The sequence below is a fragment of the Nocardiopsis synnemataformans genome (assembly GCF_965343085.1).
Taxonomy (GTDB): Bacteria; Actinomycetota; Actinomycetes; order Streptosporangiales; family Streptosporangiaceae; genus Nocardiopsis; species Nocardiopsis alborubida.
Genome location: NZ_CBDRFA010000041.1, coordinates 26,051 through 44,261 on the forward strand (window position 1 = coordinate 26,051; position 18,211 = coordinate 44,261).

12 protein-coding genes and 1 tRNA gene are annotated in these 18,211 nt (G+C 71.3%); 9 read left to right on the forward strand and 4 right to left on the reverse strand.

What is annotated here, in order from left to right:
* Window positions 1-51 precede the first annotated feature (51 nt).
* Complete coding sequence (locus ACSIH6_RS22795; protein WP_435110349.1) at window positions 52-1,224, forward strand: hypothetical protein; 1,173 nt, start codon at window positions 52-54, stop codon at window positions 1,222-1,224.
* Between the two features lie 52 nt (window positions 1,225-1,276).
* On the opposite strand, the gene ACSIH6_RS22800 is transcribed toward ACSIH6_RS22795, so the two are convergent.
* On the reverse strand, window positions 1,277-2,176 hold the full coding sequence (locus tag ACSIH6_RS22800; RefSeq protein ID WP_435110350.1) for a nucleotidyl transferase AbiEii/AbiGii toxin family protein: 900 nt from the start codon (window positions 2,174-2,176) through the stop codon (window positions 1,277-1,279).
* Complete coding sequence (locus tag ACSIH6_RS22805; protein WP_435110352.1) at window positions 2,173-2,874, reverse strand: type IV toxin-antitoxin system AbiEi family antitoxin domain-containing protein; 702 nt, start codon at window positions 2,872-2,874, stop codon at window positions 2,173-2,175. The genes ACSIH6_RS22800 and ACSIH6_RS22805 overlap by 4 nt, the downstream gene beginning before the upstream one ends.
* 304 nt (window positions 2,875-3,178) lie before the next feature.
* Here ACSIH6_RS22805 and ACSIH6_RS22810 point away from each other — a divergent pair, with 304 nt between their 5' ends.
* Complete coding sequence (locus ACSIH6_RS22810) at window positions 3,179-4,573, forward strand: recombinase family protein (protein ID WP_435110353.1); 1,395 nt, start codon at window positions 3,179-3,181, stop codon at window positions 4,571-4,573.
* 5 nt (window positions 4,574-4,578) lie between these two features.
* Here the strand turns inward: ACSIH6_RS22810 and ACSIH6_RS22815 are convergent.
* Window positions 4,579-4,663: transfer RNA gene (locus tag ACSIH6_RS22815), tRNA-Leu, on the reverse strand.
* A 144-nt stretch (window positions 4,664-4,807) separates the two neighbouring features.
* Between ACSIH6_RS22815 and ACSIH6_RS22820 the strand changes: the two genes are divergently transcribed.
* The 6 genes from ACSIH6_RS22820 (at window position 4,808) to tmk (ending at window position 15,890) form a co-directional block, all read left to right on the forward strand.
* Complete coding sequence (locus ACSIH6_RS22820; protein ID WP_435110354.1) at window positions 4,808-6,130, forward strand: M20/M25/M40 family metallo-hydrolase; 1,323 nt, start codon at window positions 4,808-4,810, stop codon at window positions 6,128-6,130.
* 223 nt (window positions 6,131-6,353) lie between these two features.
* Window positions 6,354-7,394 (forward strand): hypothetical protein, encoded by a 1,041-nt coding sequence (locus ACSIH6_RS22825; RefSeq protein WP_435110355.1) that lies wholly within the window; start codon window positions 6,354-6,356, stop codon window positions 7,392-7,394.
* Window positions 7,395-7,557: 163 nt separating this feature from the next.
* Complete coding sequence (locus tag ACSIH6_RS22830) at window positions 7,558-8,298, forward strand: chaplin family protein (protein WP_435110356.1); 741 nt, start codon at window positions 7,558-7,560, stop codon at window positions 8,296-8,298.
* A 318-nt stretch (window positions 8,299-8,616) separates the two neighbouring features.
* Window positions 8,617-9,948 carry a hypothetical protein gene (locus tag ACSIH6_RS22835; protein WP_435110357.1) on the forward strand — a complete coding sequence of 444 codons (1,332 nt, stop codon included), beginning with the start codon at window positions 8,617-8,619 and terminating at the stop codon, window positions 9,946-9,948.
* Between the two features lie 641 nt (window positions 9,949-10,589).
* On the forward strand, window positions 10,590-13,412 hold the full coding sequence (gene topA / locus ACSIH6_RS22840) for a type I DNA topoisomerase (RefSeq protein ID WP_435110358.1): 2,823 nt from the start codon (window positions 10,590-10,592) through the stop codon (window positions 13,410-13,412).
* 354 nt (window positions 13,413-13,766) lie between these two features.
* Entirely contained in the window at window positions 13,767-15,890 is a 2,124-nt protein-coding gene (gene tmk / locus ACSIH6_RS22845) for a dTMP kinase (RefSeq protein WP_435110359.1), read from the forward strand.
* 127 nt (window positions 15,891-16,017) lie between these two features.
* Here the strand turns inward: tmk and ACSIH6_RS22850 are convergent, their stop codons facing one another.
* On the reverse strand, window positions 16,018-16,479 hold the full coding sequence (locus ACSIH6_RS22850) for a peptidoglycan-binding domain-containing protein (protein WP_435110360.1): 462 nt from the start codon (window positions 16,477-16,479) through the stop codon (window positions 16,018-16,020).
* Between the two features lie 376 nt (window positions 16,480-16,855).
* On the opposite strand from ACSIH6_RS22850, the gene ACSIH6_RS22855 reads away from it, so the two are divergent.
* Complete coding sequence (locus ACSIH6_RS22855) at window positions 16,856-18,028, forward strand: DNA polymerase III subunit delta' (protein WP_435110361.1); 1,173 nt, start codon at window positions 16,856-16,858, stop codon at window positions 18,026-18,028.
* The last annotated feature ends 183 nt before the right edge of the window (window positions 18,029-18,211 follow it).

Consider the following 18,211-nt stretch of genomic DNA (forward strand, 5'->3'; position numbering starts at 1 on the left):
GCCATCGTCCGCACCAACGACAGTGTCGCTTTGCGACTATGCTGCGTTGCCGTGAGTGAGTACCAGTACTACGAGTTCCTGGCTCTGGACCGTCCGCTGACGAGCGAGCAGCTCGAAACGGTGCGGGCGCTGTCCACCCGGGCCCGGATCACGCCGACGAGCTTCGTGAACGAGTACCACTTCGGTGACTTCCGCGGCGAACCGCGACGCCTGATGGAGCGCTTCTACGACGCGCACCTCTACTTCGCCAACTGGGGCACCCGCCGTGTCATGCTCCGGATGCCGTCCGCGCTGCTGCCGTCCAGAACCGTCGAGCCCTACCGCAGTGACGACTCCTTGGAGGTCTGGACCCGTGACGGTCACACCCTGCTGCACCTGTTCCACGATCCTGAGGAGGGCGGTGACTGGGAGGAGAGCGACGAGATTCCCCTCGCCGCGGTCGTCGGCATCCGCGACGAACTCTCCTCGGGCGATCTGCGCCCCCTCTACCTGACCTGGCTGGTCGGACTGGCCGCCTGGGAGCTGTGGGGAGAGGACGAAGAAGAGTTCCAGGTCGAGCAGGAACCCCCGGTCCCGCCCGGTCTGACCCAGCTGACCGGTCCCCAGCGAGCACTGGCCGACTTCCTCAAACTCGACGCCGACCTGCTCGCCGCGGCGGCCGAGGACAGCCCCGTTCCGGACCGCTCACCCGAGACCGATACCGGGCTCTCACAGTGGATCGCGGCCCTGCCCACCGCCGAGAAGGACACGCTGTTGCTGCGCTCTGCCCAGGGCACCGCACCCCGGCTGGGCCCCGAACTACTGGCCCGCTACCGCAAGGCCACTCTCCCGCCCGCGTCAGTCTCCAGTGGACGCCGCAGTGCCGCCGACCTTCTGGACGCCGCCCATACCCTCCGTACGCGGCGCGAGAAACGAGAGGCCGAGGAGCGCGCCGAGGCGGCCGAACGTCATCTGCGTGCGGCCACCGAGAAACACGAGGCTCACCTGGCTGCCTTGGCCGAGGATCCTGAGAAGGTGTGGCGTGACGTCGACCGCCTGGTCGCCGTCAAGAAGCCCGCCGAGTACGACACGGCCGTTGCCCTTCTCACAGACCTACGCGAACTCGCTCAACGGGCTGGAGCTTGTGCTGACTTCGGCCAGCGTGCCGCAACGCTGCGCGAGCGGCATCGCGGAAAACCCGCCCTCATGCGCCGCTTCGACGCGGCGGGCATGCCCGACTCGTGATCGCGGGAGTCCGTCACTCGTTCACCGGGCAGCGCATCTGTTCGGGGACGGCCTATCGGGCTGTTTTCCATACGGCTGTGTGAGGATCCCACCTTCCTTGTGCTGTCCCCTCAAGGAGTGGGTCAAGGAACGGGGAGACGAGATCAAGGGCCTGGTCGAGGGTGAGGGCGGGCAGAATGAGAGCTCGTCCTGCCTCGGCGGCGTAGCCGGATTCCCACAGGCCCCGGTCGGGAACGGAAAACCGAAGAGGGAGCGTCAGGCCTCTGCGTTCGGCCTCGGAACGCAGGGCGTTTCCTTGCGCATCCGCTGGCAGGGGCGCCCGGCTGATGACGGAGACCAGGTCGACCAGGTCCTTGAAACGTGTGGAGGGCCGCCGCTCGGGGCCGTGTCGTTCGAGGATCGCGCACACCTTGTCGGCGATGTGGTCCACCAGAGGGTAGGCGCGGTAACCGGAGCGTTTCAGACCGGGGACGTCGAGGGGAGGCAGGGGAGGGACGTCTTCGGCGACCCCGGTCATGCGGATGTTCTCGGCGACGACGTCCACGTGGAACTTCGTCCACACGGTGGAGCCCAAACGGGAGGTGACGGGTATGCGCACGCCGTTGGCGCCGTCGGAGATGGGTGTTGATCGGCCGGTCTCGAAGCGGAACCAGTCTCCAAGGTCGTGTGTGGCTGCTTCGCGTAGGTCACGTTCGGCTGCCTCACGGCTGGTGCCCCGGTAGATGTCGATGTCGACGGTGCGTCGCACCGCCAGTTCCCGGGCCAAAAGCGCGGTCGCTCCTTTGACGATCCAGTCGTTGTCGACGAGGTAGAGCCGGGCGAGCAGACGGTCGTAGGCGAACTGGCGCTGCAACTCGGGCAGTGGCCATGTGCCGTTGGGTCGTGCCTGCGAACGCAGCCGGTCGGTCAGAGCGCGGCGGAAGGCAGCGGGGGTCTTGTAGGGCAGCGTCATGACAGTGAGGTGTCGGTTTCCGTGTCGGAGATCCGGCTGAGCCAGTGGTCGCGTTCCGGTGCGGCGGCCAGGTCGAGAAGCCAGCGGAGCAGGGCGGGCCCGTCCCCGCGCCGCAGACCGAACCGTCCCGCGTGAGCGGACAGGGCACGGGCCAGCGCCGTGGGATCGTCGTGGCTGGCGCGTAGTGCTTCGGCCGTGATGTGGCCGACCGCCCCGGGGTCCTCACGGGCGGACAGCAGGTCCGAGACGATGCGCCGTGGCCGGGACACCGGAAGACCATCGACTGTGGTCCAGTCGGTGTCCGAGAGAAGGCCACGGCGCAGCCGTAGGTCCGGGCGTCGGGATTGCCTGCGTTCGGGCAGCGTGAACTCATGGATGTCAGCGGGCAGGTGCCCGAGTCCGTAGAGCGAGGCGGCCGAACGGTGGGAGACGACGCCTTCTGCCGGTGTGCGTTCCCAGGCCGGGGTGCTGGGGGCGAGTTGTAGCCATGCGGCACGCAGATCCAGGTGGTCCGGGGGCGGAGCCCCTCTCAGGCGGTAGACGCCGTGGGCCACACGTTCGACGGTGGCCCCGTCCGAGGCGTGGCGGGCGAGTGTGCTCCAGGCCATCCCGGTGGCCTCGGCCTGGCGGCGGGTGAACAGCCCCCACTGCTCTTCCGCGAGGTCGGCGAGTGAAGCCATGGTGTTCGAGCGCGGCATGTCTGCATTCTATAGCCCATTCGCTACGCATCGAAGTAACTACCCTCTATTAACTCTGCAAAGGTGCCAGTAGCGCTATACAACGAAGTCCTGCCTTGTTGTCACTGGCCGGTCGACGTCCGCTGTTGATCGTGAAGCCGAAGCAGGTCCAGTCCACACGGGCGTCTCCCCCCACCGGACGACTTTTCACGTGGGACCTATCGCCATACGGCGTCATAGATGGCCGTTTGCTCCGTCTGGAGTTTGATGACCCGCAGGGAAGGGACACACCGTAGTGCTTCAGGACGGACACGGCCAAGGTGAGTTGAACACGTGGATCGAGCACGGCCGCCGAAAAGGCAGGCGCAGGCGCCGCAGCGAGCACCCGCACGGGTTGCGGTTCGCCTTCTACGGCCGCACCTCCACGACGCGTTTCCAGGACCAGCAGTCCTCACGCGGATGGCAACGCGAGGCGGCCGAGGCGGTGATCGCCGACCACGGCGCGATCGTGGCGGAGTTCTTCGACGCCGGGTGTTCGCGGCAGGTGCCGTGGCATCAGCGCCCCAAGGCATCGGCGCTGCTGGCGGCCGCCAACAGCAGCGAGCGACCGTTCAACGCCATCGTGGTCGGCGAGTACGAGCGGGCGTTCGTGGGTGAGCAGTTCGAGCACGTCGTGACGGAACTGGGGCAGCACGGGATAAAGGTGTGGTTACCCGAGGCCGGGGGACCGGTTGATCTGGATGATCCAACGCATCACGTGCTGATGACGGTGCTGGGCGCCCAGTCGCAGCGCGAGGTCCTGCGCAGCCGGTACCGGGTACTGATCGCGATGCGGGCCCAGACACGTGAGCAGGGACGCTACCTGGGCGGGCGCCCGCCCTATGGGTACCGGCTCGTGGACGCCGGGGCGCACCCCAACCGTGCCCACGCCGCATGGGGGCGCCGCCTGCAGCGTTTGGACCCCGATGCGGCGACCGCTCCGCACGTGCGGTGGATCTTTGCTGAGCGGCTTGCCGGGCGGAGCATGGCCGGGATCGCCCGGCGACTCAACGAGCAGGGTGTGGACTGCCCGTCGGGCGCGGACCGAGAGCGCAACCCGCACCGGTCGGGGCAGGCGTGGACGGTGCAGACCGTGGCCGCGATCCTGAACAACCCCCGCTACACCGGCCGCCAGGTCTGGCAGCGGAATCCGGGAGCTCGCTCCGCCCGCGCCTCTGGTTCGGGCAGTCCTTCAGTTCAGGATCAGGGGCGGGAGTGGGCGGTCTCGAAGGAGGTCGCGCATCCGGCGCTGGTCAGCGAGAAGGACTTCGTCGCGGTCCAAGCGGTACGCGCGAGCCGTCCGACCAAGGACGGGCGTGTCCGCGAGTACCTGTGCACCGGTCTGCTGGTGTGCCGAACGTGCGGTCGGCGGATGGACGCGCACTGGGTCAATGACCGGCCGGGGTACCGGTGCCGCCACGGCCACAACAGCTCCCGCCCGCGCGGATCCACCCGGATGAAGAGCCTCTATGTCCGTGAGGACCGGGCGATGGCCGCGCTCGCGGCATGGTTCCCCGACAGCGGCCCACTCGATATCCTCCGACGTTTACGCAGGGACAATCTCGTAGTCCTGTGTGCCCCGGGGGAGCAGACGGTCGTACGGGCGGAAGACACCGAAGGCCCAACCCAGAGCAACTTCGTAGAGTCACTTGGATCGGGCCCACACCCCGCCATGGGGTAATTCTGTGTCCGAGGGGGGACTTGAACCCCCACAGCCTTAACGGCCACTAGCACCTCAAGCTAGCGCGTCTACCTATTCCGCCACCCGGACTGGGCGTGCTCGGCGCTCCCGCGCCGGACACGTCAACCATAGCAAAGGTCGAACACCACACGGACCATGTTTTCCGCCGGTGGAAGACATGGCAGGGTCGGTGGAACAGTAGGGCGACAAGGTGCGGCTGGACGGGAGCGTCAGATGGCGGAGCCAGGCAGGGAACTGAGCGCGGCCGAGGTCGAGGTGGTCGACCTGTGCCGGGAGCTCATCGAGTTCGACACCTCCAACTACGGCGACCACTCGGGTCCCGGGGAGCGCAAGGCGGCCGAGTACGTGGCGGCCAAGCTCGACGAGGTCGGCGTCGAGTCGAGGATCTACGAGAAGCACCCGGGGCGCAGCAACGTCGTGGCCCGGATCACGGGGGAGGACTCCAGCCGTCCCCCGCTGCTCATCCACGGCCACCTCGACGTCGTCCCGGCGGCCCCGGAGGACTGGACCCACCACCCCTTCGCGGGCGAGATCGCCGACGACTGCGTGTGGGGCCGCGGCGCGGTCGACATGAAGGACATGAACGCGATGGTCCTGGCGATGCTGCGCCAGCGCCTGCGCGAGGGCCGCCGCCCCCCGCGCGACATCGTGCTGGCCTTCCTCGCCGACGAGGAGGCCGGGGGCACCTGGGGCGCCCAGTACCTCGTCGCCGAGCACCCCGAACTGTTCGCCGACTGCGACTCGGCGATCAGCGAGGTCGGCGGCTTCTCGTTCACGGTGAAGGAGAACCGGCGCCTCTACCTCATCGAGACGGCCGAGAAGGGCATCGCCTGGATGAAGCTGACCGCGCGTGGTACTGCCGGGCACGGTTCGATGGTCAACACCGACAACGCCGTCACCGAGTTGGCGACGGCCGTCGCCAGGCTGGGCGAGCACCGGTTCCCCGTGCAGCTCACCCCGACCGTGCGGACCTTCCTGGAGGAGATCTGCGAGGAGTTCGGCATCCCCTTCGACGAGCGGGACGTCGACGCCACGGTCGCCCGCCTGGGCCCCATCGCGCGGATGATCGGCGCCACCCTGCGCAACACCCTCAACCCCACGGTCCTGGGCGGCGGCTACAAGGCCAACGTCATTCCGGGCGAGGCCACCGCCCAGGTGGACGGCCGCTTCCTGCCGGGCACCGAGGACGCGTACTTCGCCGAGATCGACCGGCTGCTGGGTCCCAAGGTCAGCCGCGAGTTCATCCACCACCTGCCCGCCGTGGAGACCTCCTTCGACGGCGGTCTGGTCAGCGCCATGTCGGAGTCCCTGCTGGCCGAGGACCCCGGTGCCAAGGCCGTCCCCTACTGCCTCTCCGGGGGGACGGACGCCAAGAGCTTCTCCCGCCTCGGGGTGCGCAACTACGGTTTCGCCCCCCTCCAGCTGCCCCCGGAACTGGACTTCGCGGGCATGTTCCACGGGGTGGACGAGCGCGTCCCGGTCGAGGGCCTCCGGTTCGGGGTCCGCGTCCTGGACCGTTTCGTCGGGTTGAGCTGACCCCGGGCGCTTTGCGTCGTCCCCTCAGCCGGACCGCGCCGAGAACTTTTTCGGCGCGGTTCGCAATCCGGCCTCCCGTCACCGAACGTGATGTTAGTGTTGCTGTGAGTTCGACGGTGCTCGGCTCCCCGTCCGCCTTCGCGGACGCGGAACGGCACCGACGTGTGACCGTGGCGGGACCACCGCACGGGACCGTCCAGTAGCAGCGAAACGGGGGGCATCCATGGTGCTCGCGGGCAAGGAGTGGCTGGTCTCCAGTCGCGCTGCCCGCATCGCCCTGAGCCCCTGCGCCCGGCTGCTGCTCCTGTCCGGCATCGTCGCCGTCGCATGGCTGGCCGGGGGGATCGGTGTCGCCCACGGCGAGACCGCCCCCGAGTCCGGTGGCCTGGTCGACCGCGTGCTGGAGGTCGGCGACGAGGCCGGACGCACAGGACAGGCCGCCGCCGAGGAGATCCGCGGCGCCCGCCTCTCCGACGCCACGGTCCGAGCCGCGTCGGCCACGGAGTCGCTCACCGACACCGTGGTGCCCCAGACGGCCGCTCTTCCCGCCGACACCCTGCACGGGACCGGCGTGACCGCGGCCCTGGAGCGGACCAGGACCGGATCCGCCGCCAACAGGGCGGTCGAGGACACCACCCGGGCCGTCGACGAGACCGCGCGCGGCGCGGGCGACCTCGTCGGGGGCCTCGCCCGCACGGGCCACGACATGGTGGAGTCCACCGACCGCTCGCTGCGTGACAGCAGCCTCGTGGGCACGGTCTCCGAGGGGCTCGCCGAGTCCACCCGGGCCGTCCAGGACCGGATCGGCGGCTCCGCGGGCACCGCGGCGCCGCTCGGCCTGCCCGTCCTCGGCGGCGCCGACGAACTCTCCCCGAGCGCGTCCGCGCCCAAGCGCTCCGCGTCCGACGAGGACGACGGTTCCGACGCCGAACGCGACGGGGACCGCACCGGTGCGGTGACGGCCGTCCACGCTCCCGTGGACCCGTCCGTCTGGCACCGGGTCGCCGACGAGGGCGCCGACCGGGCGCCGACCGACGACGACCCCGGTGAGCGCATCCGCCTCATCGCGGGCGGCGGGTACCACCAGGCCGGAGCGGACGCCACCGGCGCCGCGGCTCCGTCCTTCCCCGCGCCCGGTGCCGCCGGGTTCCTGACGGCCCGAGCCGACCACCTGGCTCCCCGGGCCCAGCGGGTCGCCCTTCCCGGCGACCCCACCCTGGTCGTCCGCGACGCCGCGGACGACCCCTCCTTCGCTCCCGACTAGCCGCGTCTTCCACGACCGCGGCCGGTCCGTGCGCTCCTCTGCGCGCAGCCGCCTCGCCGACTCCGGCGGGCGTGCCTTCTCCCCGGCTTTCCGGAGCACGAAGCTCTCCGTCCGCGGTCCACGAGCAGCTGGCCGATCTTTCTCGTTGACCAAAGGACACGCGATGACCTACGACACGCACGCCCGTATCGCCGCACTGGTGGCCGCGGGGTTCTTCACCGCCGCCGGTGCCGGAGTCGCCTACGCGGACACCACGACCAGCGGTAACGGCTCCATCCTCGGCGGTAACCAGATCGTGGCCGACCTGGACGTCCCCGTCAACGCCTGCGGTAACGCGATCGCCGTCCTCGGCCTCGCGGGTGCCCAGTGCACCGACAGTGGGGCCGTGGTGGAGGACGACAGCTCCACCTGGACGCCCGAGAAGCCGGAGAAGCCCGAGACCCCCGACGAGCCTGAGAAGGAGACCCCGGAGGAGCCCGAGAACCCCGAGAAGCCGGGGAAGCCCGGCTACGGGGAGGAGCCCGGTGACGGCGGCGGCCACGACGACGGTGGCCACGACGACGGCTACGGCGACGGTGGCCACGACGGCGGTCACGACGGCGGCGGTCACGACGGCGGTGGCCACGACGACGGCTACGGCGACGGTGGCCACGGCGGCGGCAACGGCGGTGGCGACCACGGTGGCGGTGGCGGTAACGGCGGTGACAACGGCGGCGGTGGCGGTACGCCGGAGGAGCCCGTCTCCCCGCCCGTCACGGACGAGGAGCCCCCGGCCCCCGGCCCGGAGCTCGCCCAGACCGGCACCGACGGCAGCGCCCTGAGCGGTCTGCTCGCCAGCGCCGCCGCCGCGATCGCCGCGGGCGCCGGACTGCTCCTGTTCGGCAGGCGCCGCGCCCGCGCCTGACCCCGGCCTCCCGGGCCGTTCGCGGCCCGGGGGCTGACGCGAGTCCCGTAGCACCGGCCAAGGCCATGTGCGCGGGGTTCACGTCAGCCGCCGCCCTCCGGGGCGGGGCTGATGGACGGGGTGCGCGCGTCCGGCCGCAACCAGCGGAGCGGGACCGCGGCGCACTCTCCCAGCACCGGTCGCACGCATCTCCCAGGTGCGAGGCGGACCGGACGATCCCCGGCCTTGGCCGAAGGCCCGCACCCCACCCAGGGGCGTGGAACGGCCTGTGGCCCGAGCACACACCTTCTCATCGACATGTTTGAAAGGACCTCCCACATGCGTAAGTGGGTCAGCACATCCGCGAAGTCGGTGCTCCTGACGGCGGGCTTCGTCGCGCTGGGCAGCGGCGTGGCCTTCGCGGACAGTGAGGCCGCCACGAGCGGCAACGGCTCCCTGCTGGGCGGCAACCAGGCGGTCGTGAACGGGGACATCCCCGTGAACGTCTCCGGCAACGCGGTCGGCGCCGTCCTGGGCACGGCCGGCGCCAGCAGCACCGACACCGGCGCGGCCGTGGTCGACCACCAGCACGGCCCCGACGCGGCCACGTCGGGCAACGGCTCCGCGGTCGGCGGCAACCAGCTGGTCGTGGACGGCGAGATCCCCGTGAACGTCTCGGGCAACGCCATCGCCGCCGTGGCCGGGATCGCCGGCGCCAGCACGACCGACACGGGCGCCGCGGTGGTCGAGCACCACCACGGCCACCGTCACCACCACCACGGCCCCGACGCCGCCACGAGCGGCAACGGCTCGCTGCTGGGCGGCAACCAGGCCGTGGTCGACCTGGACGTGCCGGTCAACGTCGCGGGCAACGCGATCAGCGCGGTCGGCGGCGTGGCCGGCGCCGCGGCCACCGACACCGGCGCCCTGGTGCACGAAGGCCACGGCCACGGGCACCGCGAGCACCACTCCGCGCCCGCCGAGTACACGGCCATGGACCTGGTGAACGAGGCCGCCAAGAACGCCACCATCCTGCCGTTGCCGGACACCTCCGGCGTGGACACGGGCGTGCTGCGCCAGTCGGCGCCCCGTGAGCACCAGTCGGCCCCGCGCGAGCACCAGTCCGTCGCGACCTCGGGCAACGGCTCGCTGGTGGGCGGCAACCAGGCCGTGGTCGACCTGGACGTGCCGGTCAACGTCGCGGGCAACGCCATCGGCGCGGTCGGCGGCGTGGCCGGCGCGGCCTCCACCGACACCGGCGCCCTGGTGCTGGAGGAGGAGGAGCACGTCGTCACGTCGGGCAACGGCTCCGCGGTCGGCGGCAACCAGCTGGTCGCGGACGGCGAGGTCCCGGTCAACGTCTCCGGCAACGCCATCGCGGCGGTCGCGAGCCTGGCCGGCGCCAGCAGCACCGACGACGGCGCCGCGGTCGTGCACCAGAGCGCCCCCGAGGCCCAGCCCAGCGCCCTGGGCTCCCTGCCCCTGGTGGAGGAGCTGCCCGAGGTTCCGGTCTCGGACATGCTGCCCGTCAACTACGAGGTGAGCGAGACCGCCCGTCAGGCCGTGGAGCAGCACGCTCCCGAGCACGCCGACGAGCTGCCCGAGTCCGCCCCCGTGGGCGTGGCCGACCCGGTCAACGAGCTGCTCGGCGCAGCGGGCGTGGGCCTGTAACGACAGAACAGGGGATCGTGCCCGCGGCCGCGCGGGTCTGAGGGAGTACGGCGTCCCGTTCCGTGAGGAACGCGGTGGACTGCGGGGTGCCGTATCCCACAGGGCGGCGTCGGACACGGAGCGCGATCCCGGACCGGCACCTTGAGTGCCGTACGCGTCGACGGGCCACGACGACCCGCCTCCGCACTCCCGTTCCGTGAGGAACGCGGTGGACTGCGGGAGCGCGGAGGAGCTGGCCGTCAGCCCGTGACGTGAGCCGAGTCCTCCCGGGAATATCCGGGAGGACTCGCCGCATTCTGGGGAAAGCAGACACTCGGTCACCACCAAGTGTGACCGAAGTCACTCGCGGGAGTCGTTATGGGTGCTCGTCAGAGGCAGTGATGGCCAACCGGCCCACGTTGCCGGGGCGGCTCACGTACGCTACGGACCGGTACCGGTTCGGGAAGCGCTTATTCTGCGGGTGCCGGTGGGCGTGGGCCGGGTGTCCACCCAGAGCGACGGGACCCTCACCCACGGAGGGTGGAGTCCCTCCCGTCCACCGACGGGGGGAGCGCCTGGAGTTTCGGTTACTGTCGGTTCCCAGGGGCTTCCGACAGACCGCGGCCGGAAAGATCACGTAGGGCTAGACGTAGGGGAAGAGCGTGCCACCCACGAAGGGCAGCGCCGGCAAGAACGGCTCGAAGGACAGCGGACGACAGGGGGCGGGCACCGCCCTCGTCATCGTCGAGTCACCGGCCAAGGCGAAGACCATCGCCGGTTATCTGGGGCGCGGCTACGTCGTGGAGTCCAGCATCGGCCACATCCGCGACATGCCCAACAAGGCCGCCGAGATCCCCGCCAAGTACAAGGGGCAGGCCTGGGCGCGGCTCGGGGTGGACGTCGACGGCGACTTCGAGCCGCTCTACGTGGTCAACACCGACAAGAAGGCGCACGTCAAGAAGCTCAAGGAGCTCATGGCCGACGCCGACGAACTCCTCCTCGCCACGGATGAGGACCGCGAGGGCGAGGCGATCGCCTGGCACCTGCTGGAGGAGCTCAAGCCCCGCATCCCCGTCCGCCGCATGGTGTTCAACGAGATCACCAAGGACGCCATCCAGCGCGCGGCCCTCAACACCCGCGACCTCAACACCCGCCTGGTCAACGCACAGGAGACCCGGCGCATCCTGGACCGCCTCTACGGCTACGAGGTCTCCCCCGTGCTGTGGAAGAAGGTCATGCCCAAGCTCTCGGCGGGCCGCGTGCAGTCCGTGGCCACCCGGCTGGTGGTCGAGCGCGAACGCGAGCGCATGGCGTTCACCTCCGCCGAGTACTGGGACCTCAAGGCCCTGTTCGACGCCACCGAGGCCGGTGTCGCCGAAGGCCCCGCCACCTTCCCCGCCGCCCTCGTCTCCGTGGACGGCACCCGCGTCGCCGCGGGCCGCGACTTCACCCCGCAGGGCACGCTGCGCTCGGACCGCCCCGTCCGCCAGTTGGACGAGGCCGCGGCGCGCGGCCTCGCCGAGCGCCTGGCCGGCGCCGGGTTCTCGGTCTCGGCGGTGGAGCGCAAGCCCTACCGCCGCTCGCCCTACGCGCCGTTCCGCACCACCACCCTCCAGCAGGAGGCGTCCCGCAAGCTCGGCCTGTCGGCCAAGCAGACCATGCAGGTCGCCCAGCGGCTGTACGAGAACGGCTACATCACCTACATGCGCACCGACAGCACCACGCTGTCGGAGAGCGCGGTCAAGGCCGCCCGCTCCCAGGTGCGCAGCCTCTACGGCGGCGACTACCTGCCCGACAAGCCGCGTGTGTACGCCAAGAAGGTCAAGAACGCCCAGGAGGCGCACGAGGCGATCCGCCCGTCCGGCGACACCTTCCGCACGCCTGCCCAGACCGGCCTGTCCGGTCCCGAGTTCCGGCTCTACGAGCTGGTCTGGAAGCGCACCGTCGCCTCACAGATGAAGGACGCGGTCGGCGAGTCCGTCACCGTGCGCATCGAGGGCACCTCCTCCGACGGCGAGGTCGCCGAGTTCAGCGCGACCGGCAAGATCATCACCTTCCACGGGTTCCTCAAGGCCTACGTGGAGGGATCCGACGACCCGGCCGCCGACCTGGACGACCGCGAGCGCCGCCTGCCCGCGATGTCCGAGGGCGACCCGCTCAAGGCCCAGAACCTGGAGGCCGAGGGGCACAGCACCAGGCCGCCCGCGCGCTACACCGAGGCCACCCTGGTCAAGGAGCTGGAGGAGCGCGAGATCGGCCGCCCCTCCACCTACGCCTCGATCATCGGCACCATCCTGGACCGCGGCTACGTGTTCAAGAAGGGCACGGCGCTGGTGCCGTCCTTCCTGGCCTTCGCCGTGGTGCAGCTGCTGGAGCGCCACTTCGGCAGCCTGGTGGACTACGAGTTCACCGCGCGCCTGGAGGACGTGCTCGACGACATCGCCCGGGGCGAGGCCGAGAGCCTGCCGTGGCTGCGCCGCTTCTACTTCGGCGGCGAGGACACCGAGGGCCAGCGGGAGACCGGGCTCAAGGAACTGGTCAGCGACAACCTCTCCGACATCGACCCCAAGGAGATCAGCTCCCTGCCGCTGCCCGGCACCGACATCGTGCTGCGGGTGGGGCGCTACGGTCCCTACCTGGACCGGGACGGCGTGCGGGTGAACGTGCCCGAGGACCTGGCGCCGGACGAGCTGACCAAGGACAAGGCCGAGGAGCTGTTCGCCCAGCCCAGCGGCGACCGCGAGCTGGGCACCGACCCCGAGACCGGCCGCGTCGTCGTGGCCAAGACCGGGCGGTTCGGCCCCTACGTCACCGAGGTGGTCGAGGAGCCGCAGGAGGCCGAGGAGGGCAAGAAGACCAGGGCCAGAGCCAAGGTCAAGCCGCGCACCAGCTCGCTGCTCAAGTCGATGAGCCTGGACACCGTCACCCTGGAGGACGCGCTGCGCCTGCTGTCGCTGCCGCGCGTGGTCGGCCAGATCGACGGCGAGGACGTCACCGCGCAGAACGGCCGCTTCGGCCCCTACATCAAGAAGGGCACCGACAGCCGCTCCCTGGAGACCGAGGAGCAGATGTTCACGGTCACCCTGGAGCAGGCCGCGGCGCTGTTCGCCCAGCCCAAGCAGCGCGGCCGCCGCGCCGCCGCCCCGCCGCTGCGCGAGCTGGGGGAGGACCCGGCCTCGGGCGCCAAGATGGTGATCAAGGACGGCCGGTTCGGCCCCTACGTCACCGACGGGGAGGTCAACGCCTCCCTGCGCAAGGGCGACGAGGTGGAGTCGATCACCGACCAGCGGGCCGCCGAACTGCTGGCCGAGCGCCGGGCCAAGGCGCCCGCCAAGAAGAAGCCCGTGGCCAAGAAGCCCGCCGCGAAGAAGGCCCCCGCCAAGAAGACGGGCACGACGGCCAAGAAGGCGTCCACCTCCACGACGGCCGCCAAGAAGTCCCCGGCCAGGAGGGCCGGCGCCTCCGACCCCGCCCCCGAGGAGTGAGAACCCGGGGGAGCAGGGCACGGGCGTGAGGCGCGGGAAGTAGGACGTGGGGGCGTGCGGCGCGGGGAGTAGGGCGCGGGCGGTGGGTGACGGGCCGGAATTCGTCTCCCGGACCCCCGTACGCGTAGGCTCACCCGGACACCTCCCGACGGGGGTGGCCGGGTGGGTACTCTTCTCCGTGTTCACCCCGGGTGGGCGCACTCTCACCCCTGTGCGGGAGCAGCCTTCCGTACTACGCTTGGCAGGACTGACGGGGGCGCAGAAACGTGCGCGATCCCCGGAGGTATCCACCGAATCTGAGGCGGACCCGTGATCCGTCGTTCCCTCTCCCCCTCACCGATAATCTTGAGCGCTATGAGCAGATCTGCATCCCTGGGAGCGCCGGCCGAGGCGCGCAACGTTCTTGCGATCACACCCTTCCGAAGGCTGTGGATCTCTCTCTCCCTCTCCAGCCTGGGCGACTGGCTCAGCCTGCTGGCACTGGTGTCCCTGGCGACCGTCTTCACCGCCGGCGGATCCCAGCTCGTCCAGTACCTGGCCGTCAGCGGCGTCGTGGCGATCAAGCTCGCCCCGTCGATCCTGCTCAGCCCCCTGGCCGGGGCGGTCGCCGACCGCCTCGACCGCAAGTGGACGATGGTGGTCGGCGACGTCCTGCGCGCCCTGCTGTACGTCTCCATCCCCCTCGTGGGCCTCCTCTTTCCCGGCTTCGCCCTGGAGTGGCTGCTCATCGCCACCCTCCTGGCCGAGGTCGTCGCCCTGTTCTGGGCCCCGGCCAAGGACGCCACGATCCCCAACCTGGTGCCCCGCAAGCTGCTGGGGCAGGCCAACCGGCTGAGCCTGCTCACCACCTATGGCACCGCGCCCGTGGCCGCCCTGCTGTTCGCCGCGCTCGCCTCGGTGAGCAACGTGCTCGGCGCGCTCCTGCCCTCCATGGCCAGCCCCGAGGCCGACGTCGCCCTCTACCTCAACGGCCTCACCTTCGTCGTCGCGGCGATCGTCGTCGCCGGGCTGCCGATCCCCAGGCACAAGCCCTCCAAGGACGCCGAGAGCGACACCCGCGACAGCGGCATCCTGCGCGCGGTGGCGACCGGTCGGCGCCACACGGGCGGCACGCCGCGCGTGCGCGGCCTGGTCCTGGGCATGCTCGGCGTCCTCGCCGCCGGAGGAGCGGTCATCGGCGTCGGCCGCGTGCACGTCGAGGGCCTGGGCGCGGGCAACGCCGGTTTCGGCGTGGTCTTCGCTGCGGTCTTCGCGGGCATGGCCCTGGGCATGCTCGCCGGGCCGCGAGTCCTCAAGCAGTTCAGCCGCAGCCGCCTGTTCGGCCTGAGCATCGCCCTCGCCGGGCTGGCCCTGCTGTTCGCCGGGGCCGTCGCCGACATGGTGCTCACCGCCGTGCTCACCGCGCTGCTCGGCGTGGGCGCGGGCATCGCCTGGGTGATCGGCCTGGCCGTGTTCGACCGCGAGGTGGAGGACGAGCACCGGGACAGCGCCTTCGCCTTCCTGCACGGCGCCGCCCGCATCGCCCTGGCCGGCGCCGCGGTGCTCGCGCCGCTGGCCGCCGGGCTCATCGGCAGCTACGAGATCCCGGTCGGCCCCCTGACCTACGACCTACGCGGCAGCGGCGTCGTCCTCATGGTCTCCGGTCTGCTCGCCCTGGTCGTGGCGCTGGTCTGCTACCGGCAGATGAACCGCCGGGACGACCCCGAGGCCGGTCCCGGCCTGCTCCCGGAGCTGTTCGCGGCGCTGCGCGGCGTCGCGATCGCGCCGGAGGAGGACGAGGAGTCCAAGCCCGCGGGCGCGTTCATCGTCGTCGAGGGCGGCGAGGGCGCGGGCAAGTCCACCCAGGTGCGCGAGCTGACGGTGTGGCTGCGCGACCAGGGGTTCGAGGTGGTCGGCACACGCCAGCCGGGCGCGACCAAGCTCGGCATGCGCCTGCGCGGCCTGCTCCTGGACCGGGAGAACTCGCACATCACCCCGCGCGCCGAGGTGCTGCTCTACGCGGCCGACAAGGCCGACCACGTCCAGCAGGAGATCCTGCCCGCGCTGCGGCGCGGCGCGGTCGTCATCAGCGACCGCTACGTGGACTCCCTGCTGGCCTACCAGGGTTCGGGCCGCGACCTGTCCCCGGACGAGATCCGCCGCATCAGCGACTGGGCCACCCAGGGCCTGGTCCCGGACCTGACGGTGCTGCTCGACGTGCGGCCCGAGGACGGCCTGTCCCGCCTGGGCGGTCCGGCCGACCGGATCGAGGGCGAGTCGGCGGAGTTCCACGACCGGGTCCGCCGGGGCTTCCTGGAGCTGGCCCGGGCCGCGCCGGAGCGCTACCTGGTGCTCGACGCCCGCGAGCCGCAGGACAGGACCACCCGCGAGATCCAGCGCCGGGTGCGTTCCCTGCTGCCCGACCCGGTCCCGAGCAGCTCCGAGGCCGTCACCGGCATGATTCCGGTGATCAGGAACGACGAGGTCGGACAGGGCTGAGGACCGGACGACCGGATCGGCGGCGACCGGGCCGTCCGGCACACGTGGAGGGCTCCCTCCCCGCGCTCGCGGGAGGGAGCCCTCGTTCGTGTTCCCGGCGTCCGGGCCGAGCGGCCCCGGCCCCGGCTCAGGCGTCGGGGGTGATCAGCTCCTCGAAGGTGACCGGGCCGACCTCGCCGTCGATGGTGATCCCGGCACCCTTCTGGAAGGCCCGGACAGCGGCCAGGGTCGCCGGGCCGAAGATCCCGTCCAGGACGAGGTCGTGGCCGTGGCCGGAGATCAGCGCCTCCTGGACGGCCTTGACCCTGGTTCCTCCGTCGCCCTGGCGCACGACGCCGAGGTCGCGGGTCAGCTGCTTCCAGGTGGCGGCGTCGACCCTGCCGTTGCGCTCCAGACTCCTGGCGCGCTGGTAGGCGACGACCACCTCGACCAGGCCGCAGTCGAACTCGTCGCCGACCTCCTCACGGCCGTAGTAACCGAGGTCGTGGAGCAGGAAGCTGACGACGGCGACCCTCCAGTCCCGCTGCCCCTCCGTCAGCTCGGGCCATCCGGCGGCCGTCGGCGTGTTCTTCTCGTGCGTGCTCGACATGTGTTTTCCCTCCGTGGTGTCCTCCGCGTGCGACCGTGTCGCCGGTCACATGGAAGAGGATCTCCGGGAGGCCCGCGGAGTTCGGGGGAATACACTTCCTGGCCTCATGCGGACACCTGGCTGACCTGCGACAACCCGACCGTCCCTCTGGCGTCCGCGCCGATCGGGGCACTCCTCGGGGAGGTGGGTGGGCGGCTGTGCGACGGGGGAGGCGCATGGGTCATGACTGAGAACAGCGACCGGAGCGCGACGGGGTGCGGGCGGGGTGCGGGCGGGGAGGGGCGCGCGGGCGGGGAAGACCGGCCTGTGGACAACGGCCCGGACGTCGGCGCCGACTCCTATCCTGAAGACCGGACACCAGCGGTGGGAGGGAAGCATGACGGTCTTCGACGACCTCATCGGCCAGCGGTCCACGGTGGGCCAGCTCCAGCGGGCCGTCGCCGGGGCCGCCGACCTCGTCTCCGGCGGACGGGGCACGGGGATGACCCACGCCTGGCTGTTCACCGGGCCGCCCGGTTCGGGCCGCTCGGAGGCCGCCCGGGCCTTCGCAGCCGCCCTCCAGTGTCCGGACGGCGGCTGCGGGCACTGCGCCTCCTGCCACCAGACCCTCACCGGGACCCACCCCGACATGCTGTACGTGCGGCCCAGCGGGCTGAGCTTCGGCGTGGCGGCCACCCGCGACCTCGTGCTGCGCGCGGGCTCCAAGCCCTCCGGCGGGCGGTTCCGGATCGTGCTGTTCGAGGACGCCGACCGCGCCACCGAGGCCGCCTCCAACGCCCTGCTCAAGGCGGTGGAGGAGCCCTCGCCGCGCACCGTGTGGCTGCTGTGCACTCCCACCCCCGACGACCTCCTCGTCACCATCCGCTCCCGCTGTCGCATGGTCACCCTGGCCACACCCGGTACCCGGGAGTTGGTGGACGCCCTCGTCCAGCGCGACGGGATCGACGCCGAGACCGCCCGCGCCGCCGCGGCCGCCGCCTCCGGGCGGATCGACCGGGCCCGGCAGCTGGCCACCGATCCCGAGGCGCGCAGACGCCGGGAGGAGGTGCTGTCCATCCCCGCCCGGCTCGACGGACTCGGCGCGTGCGTCACCTCCGCCGCCCGGCTCTACGAGATCGCGGAGGAGGAGTCCAAGGCCCTCACCACGGCGCTCGACGAGAAGGAGAGGGAGGAGCTGCGGGCCGCGTTCGGCGAGGGCTCCACGGGCAAGGGCGTGGCCAAGGCGATGCGCGGTTCCGCGGGAGCGATGAAGGACCTGGAGGAGCGGCAGAAGCGCCGCGCCACCCGGATCAAGCGCGACTCCTACGACCGAGCCCTGCTCGACCTGGTCGCGTTCTACCGGGACGCGCTCACCCTCCAGCTGGGCGCGAGGGTGGAGCTGTCCACGGCCGAGCGCTCCGGCGACCTGGAGCGCATCGCCCGCTCCAGCACCCCGGAGTCCACGCTGCGCAGGATCGACGCCATCATGGAGTGCCGTGAGCGCATCGCCGCGAACGTGCACCCCCAGATCGCGATGGAGGCTATGACCTCCGCCCTCCTGGCCGGGTAGGGAGACTCCCCGCGGTCACGTGCCGCGGACCCACCAGGCACGCGGGGCTTACCTCTGCGGCGGAGTCTCCCCGCGGGCACGGGCCGTGGGGCCTCGCCCCCCCGATCTCCCCGAGTACGGACCAGCCGCCCGGATCGCCGTCCCGACGATCTCGTGGAAGGCGCGGTCTCCCCGTGCGGAGAC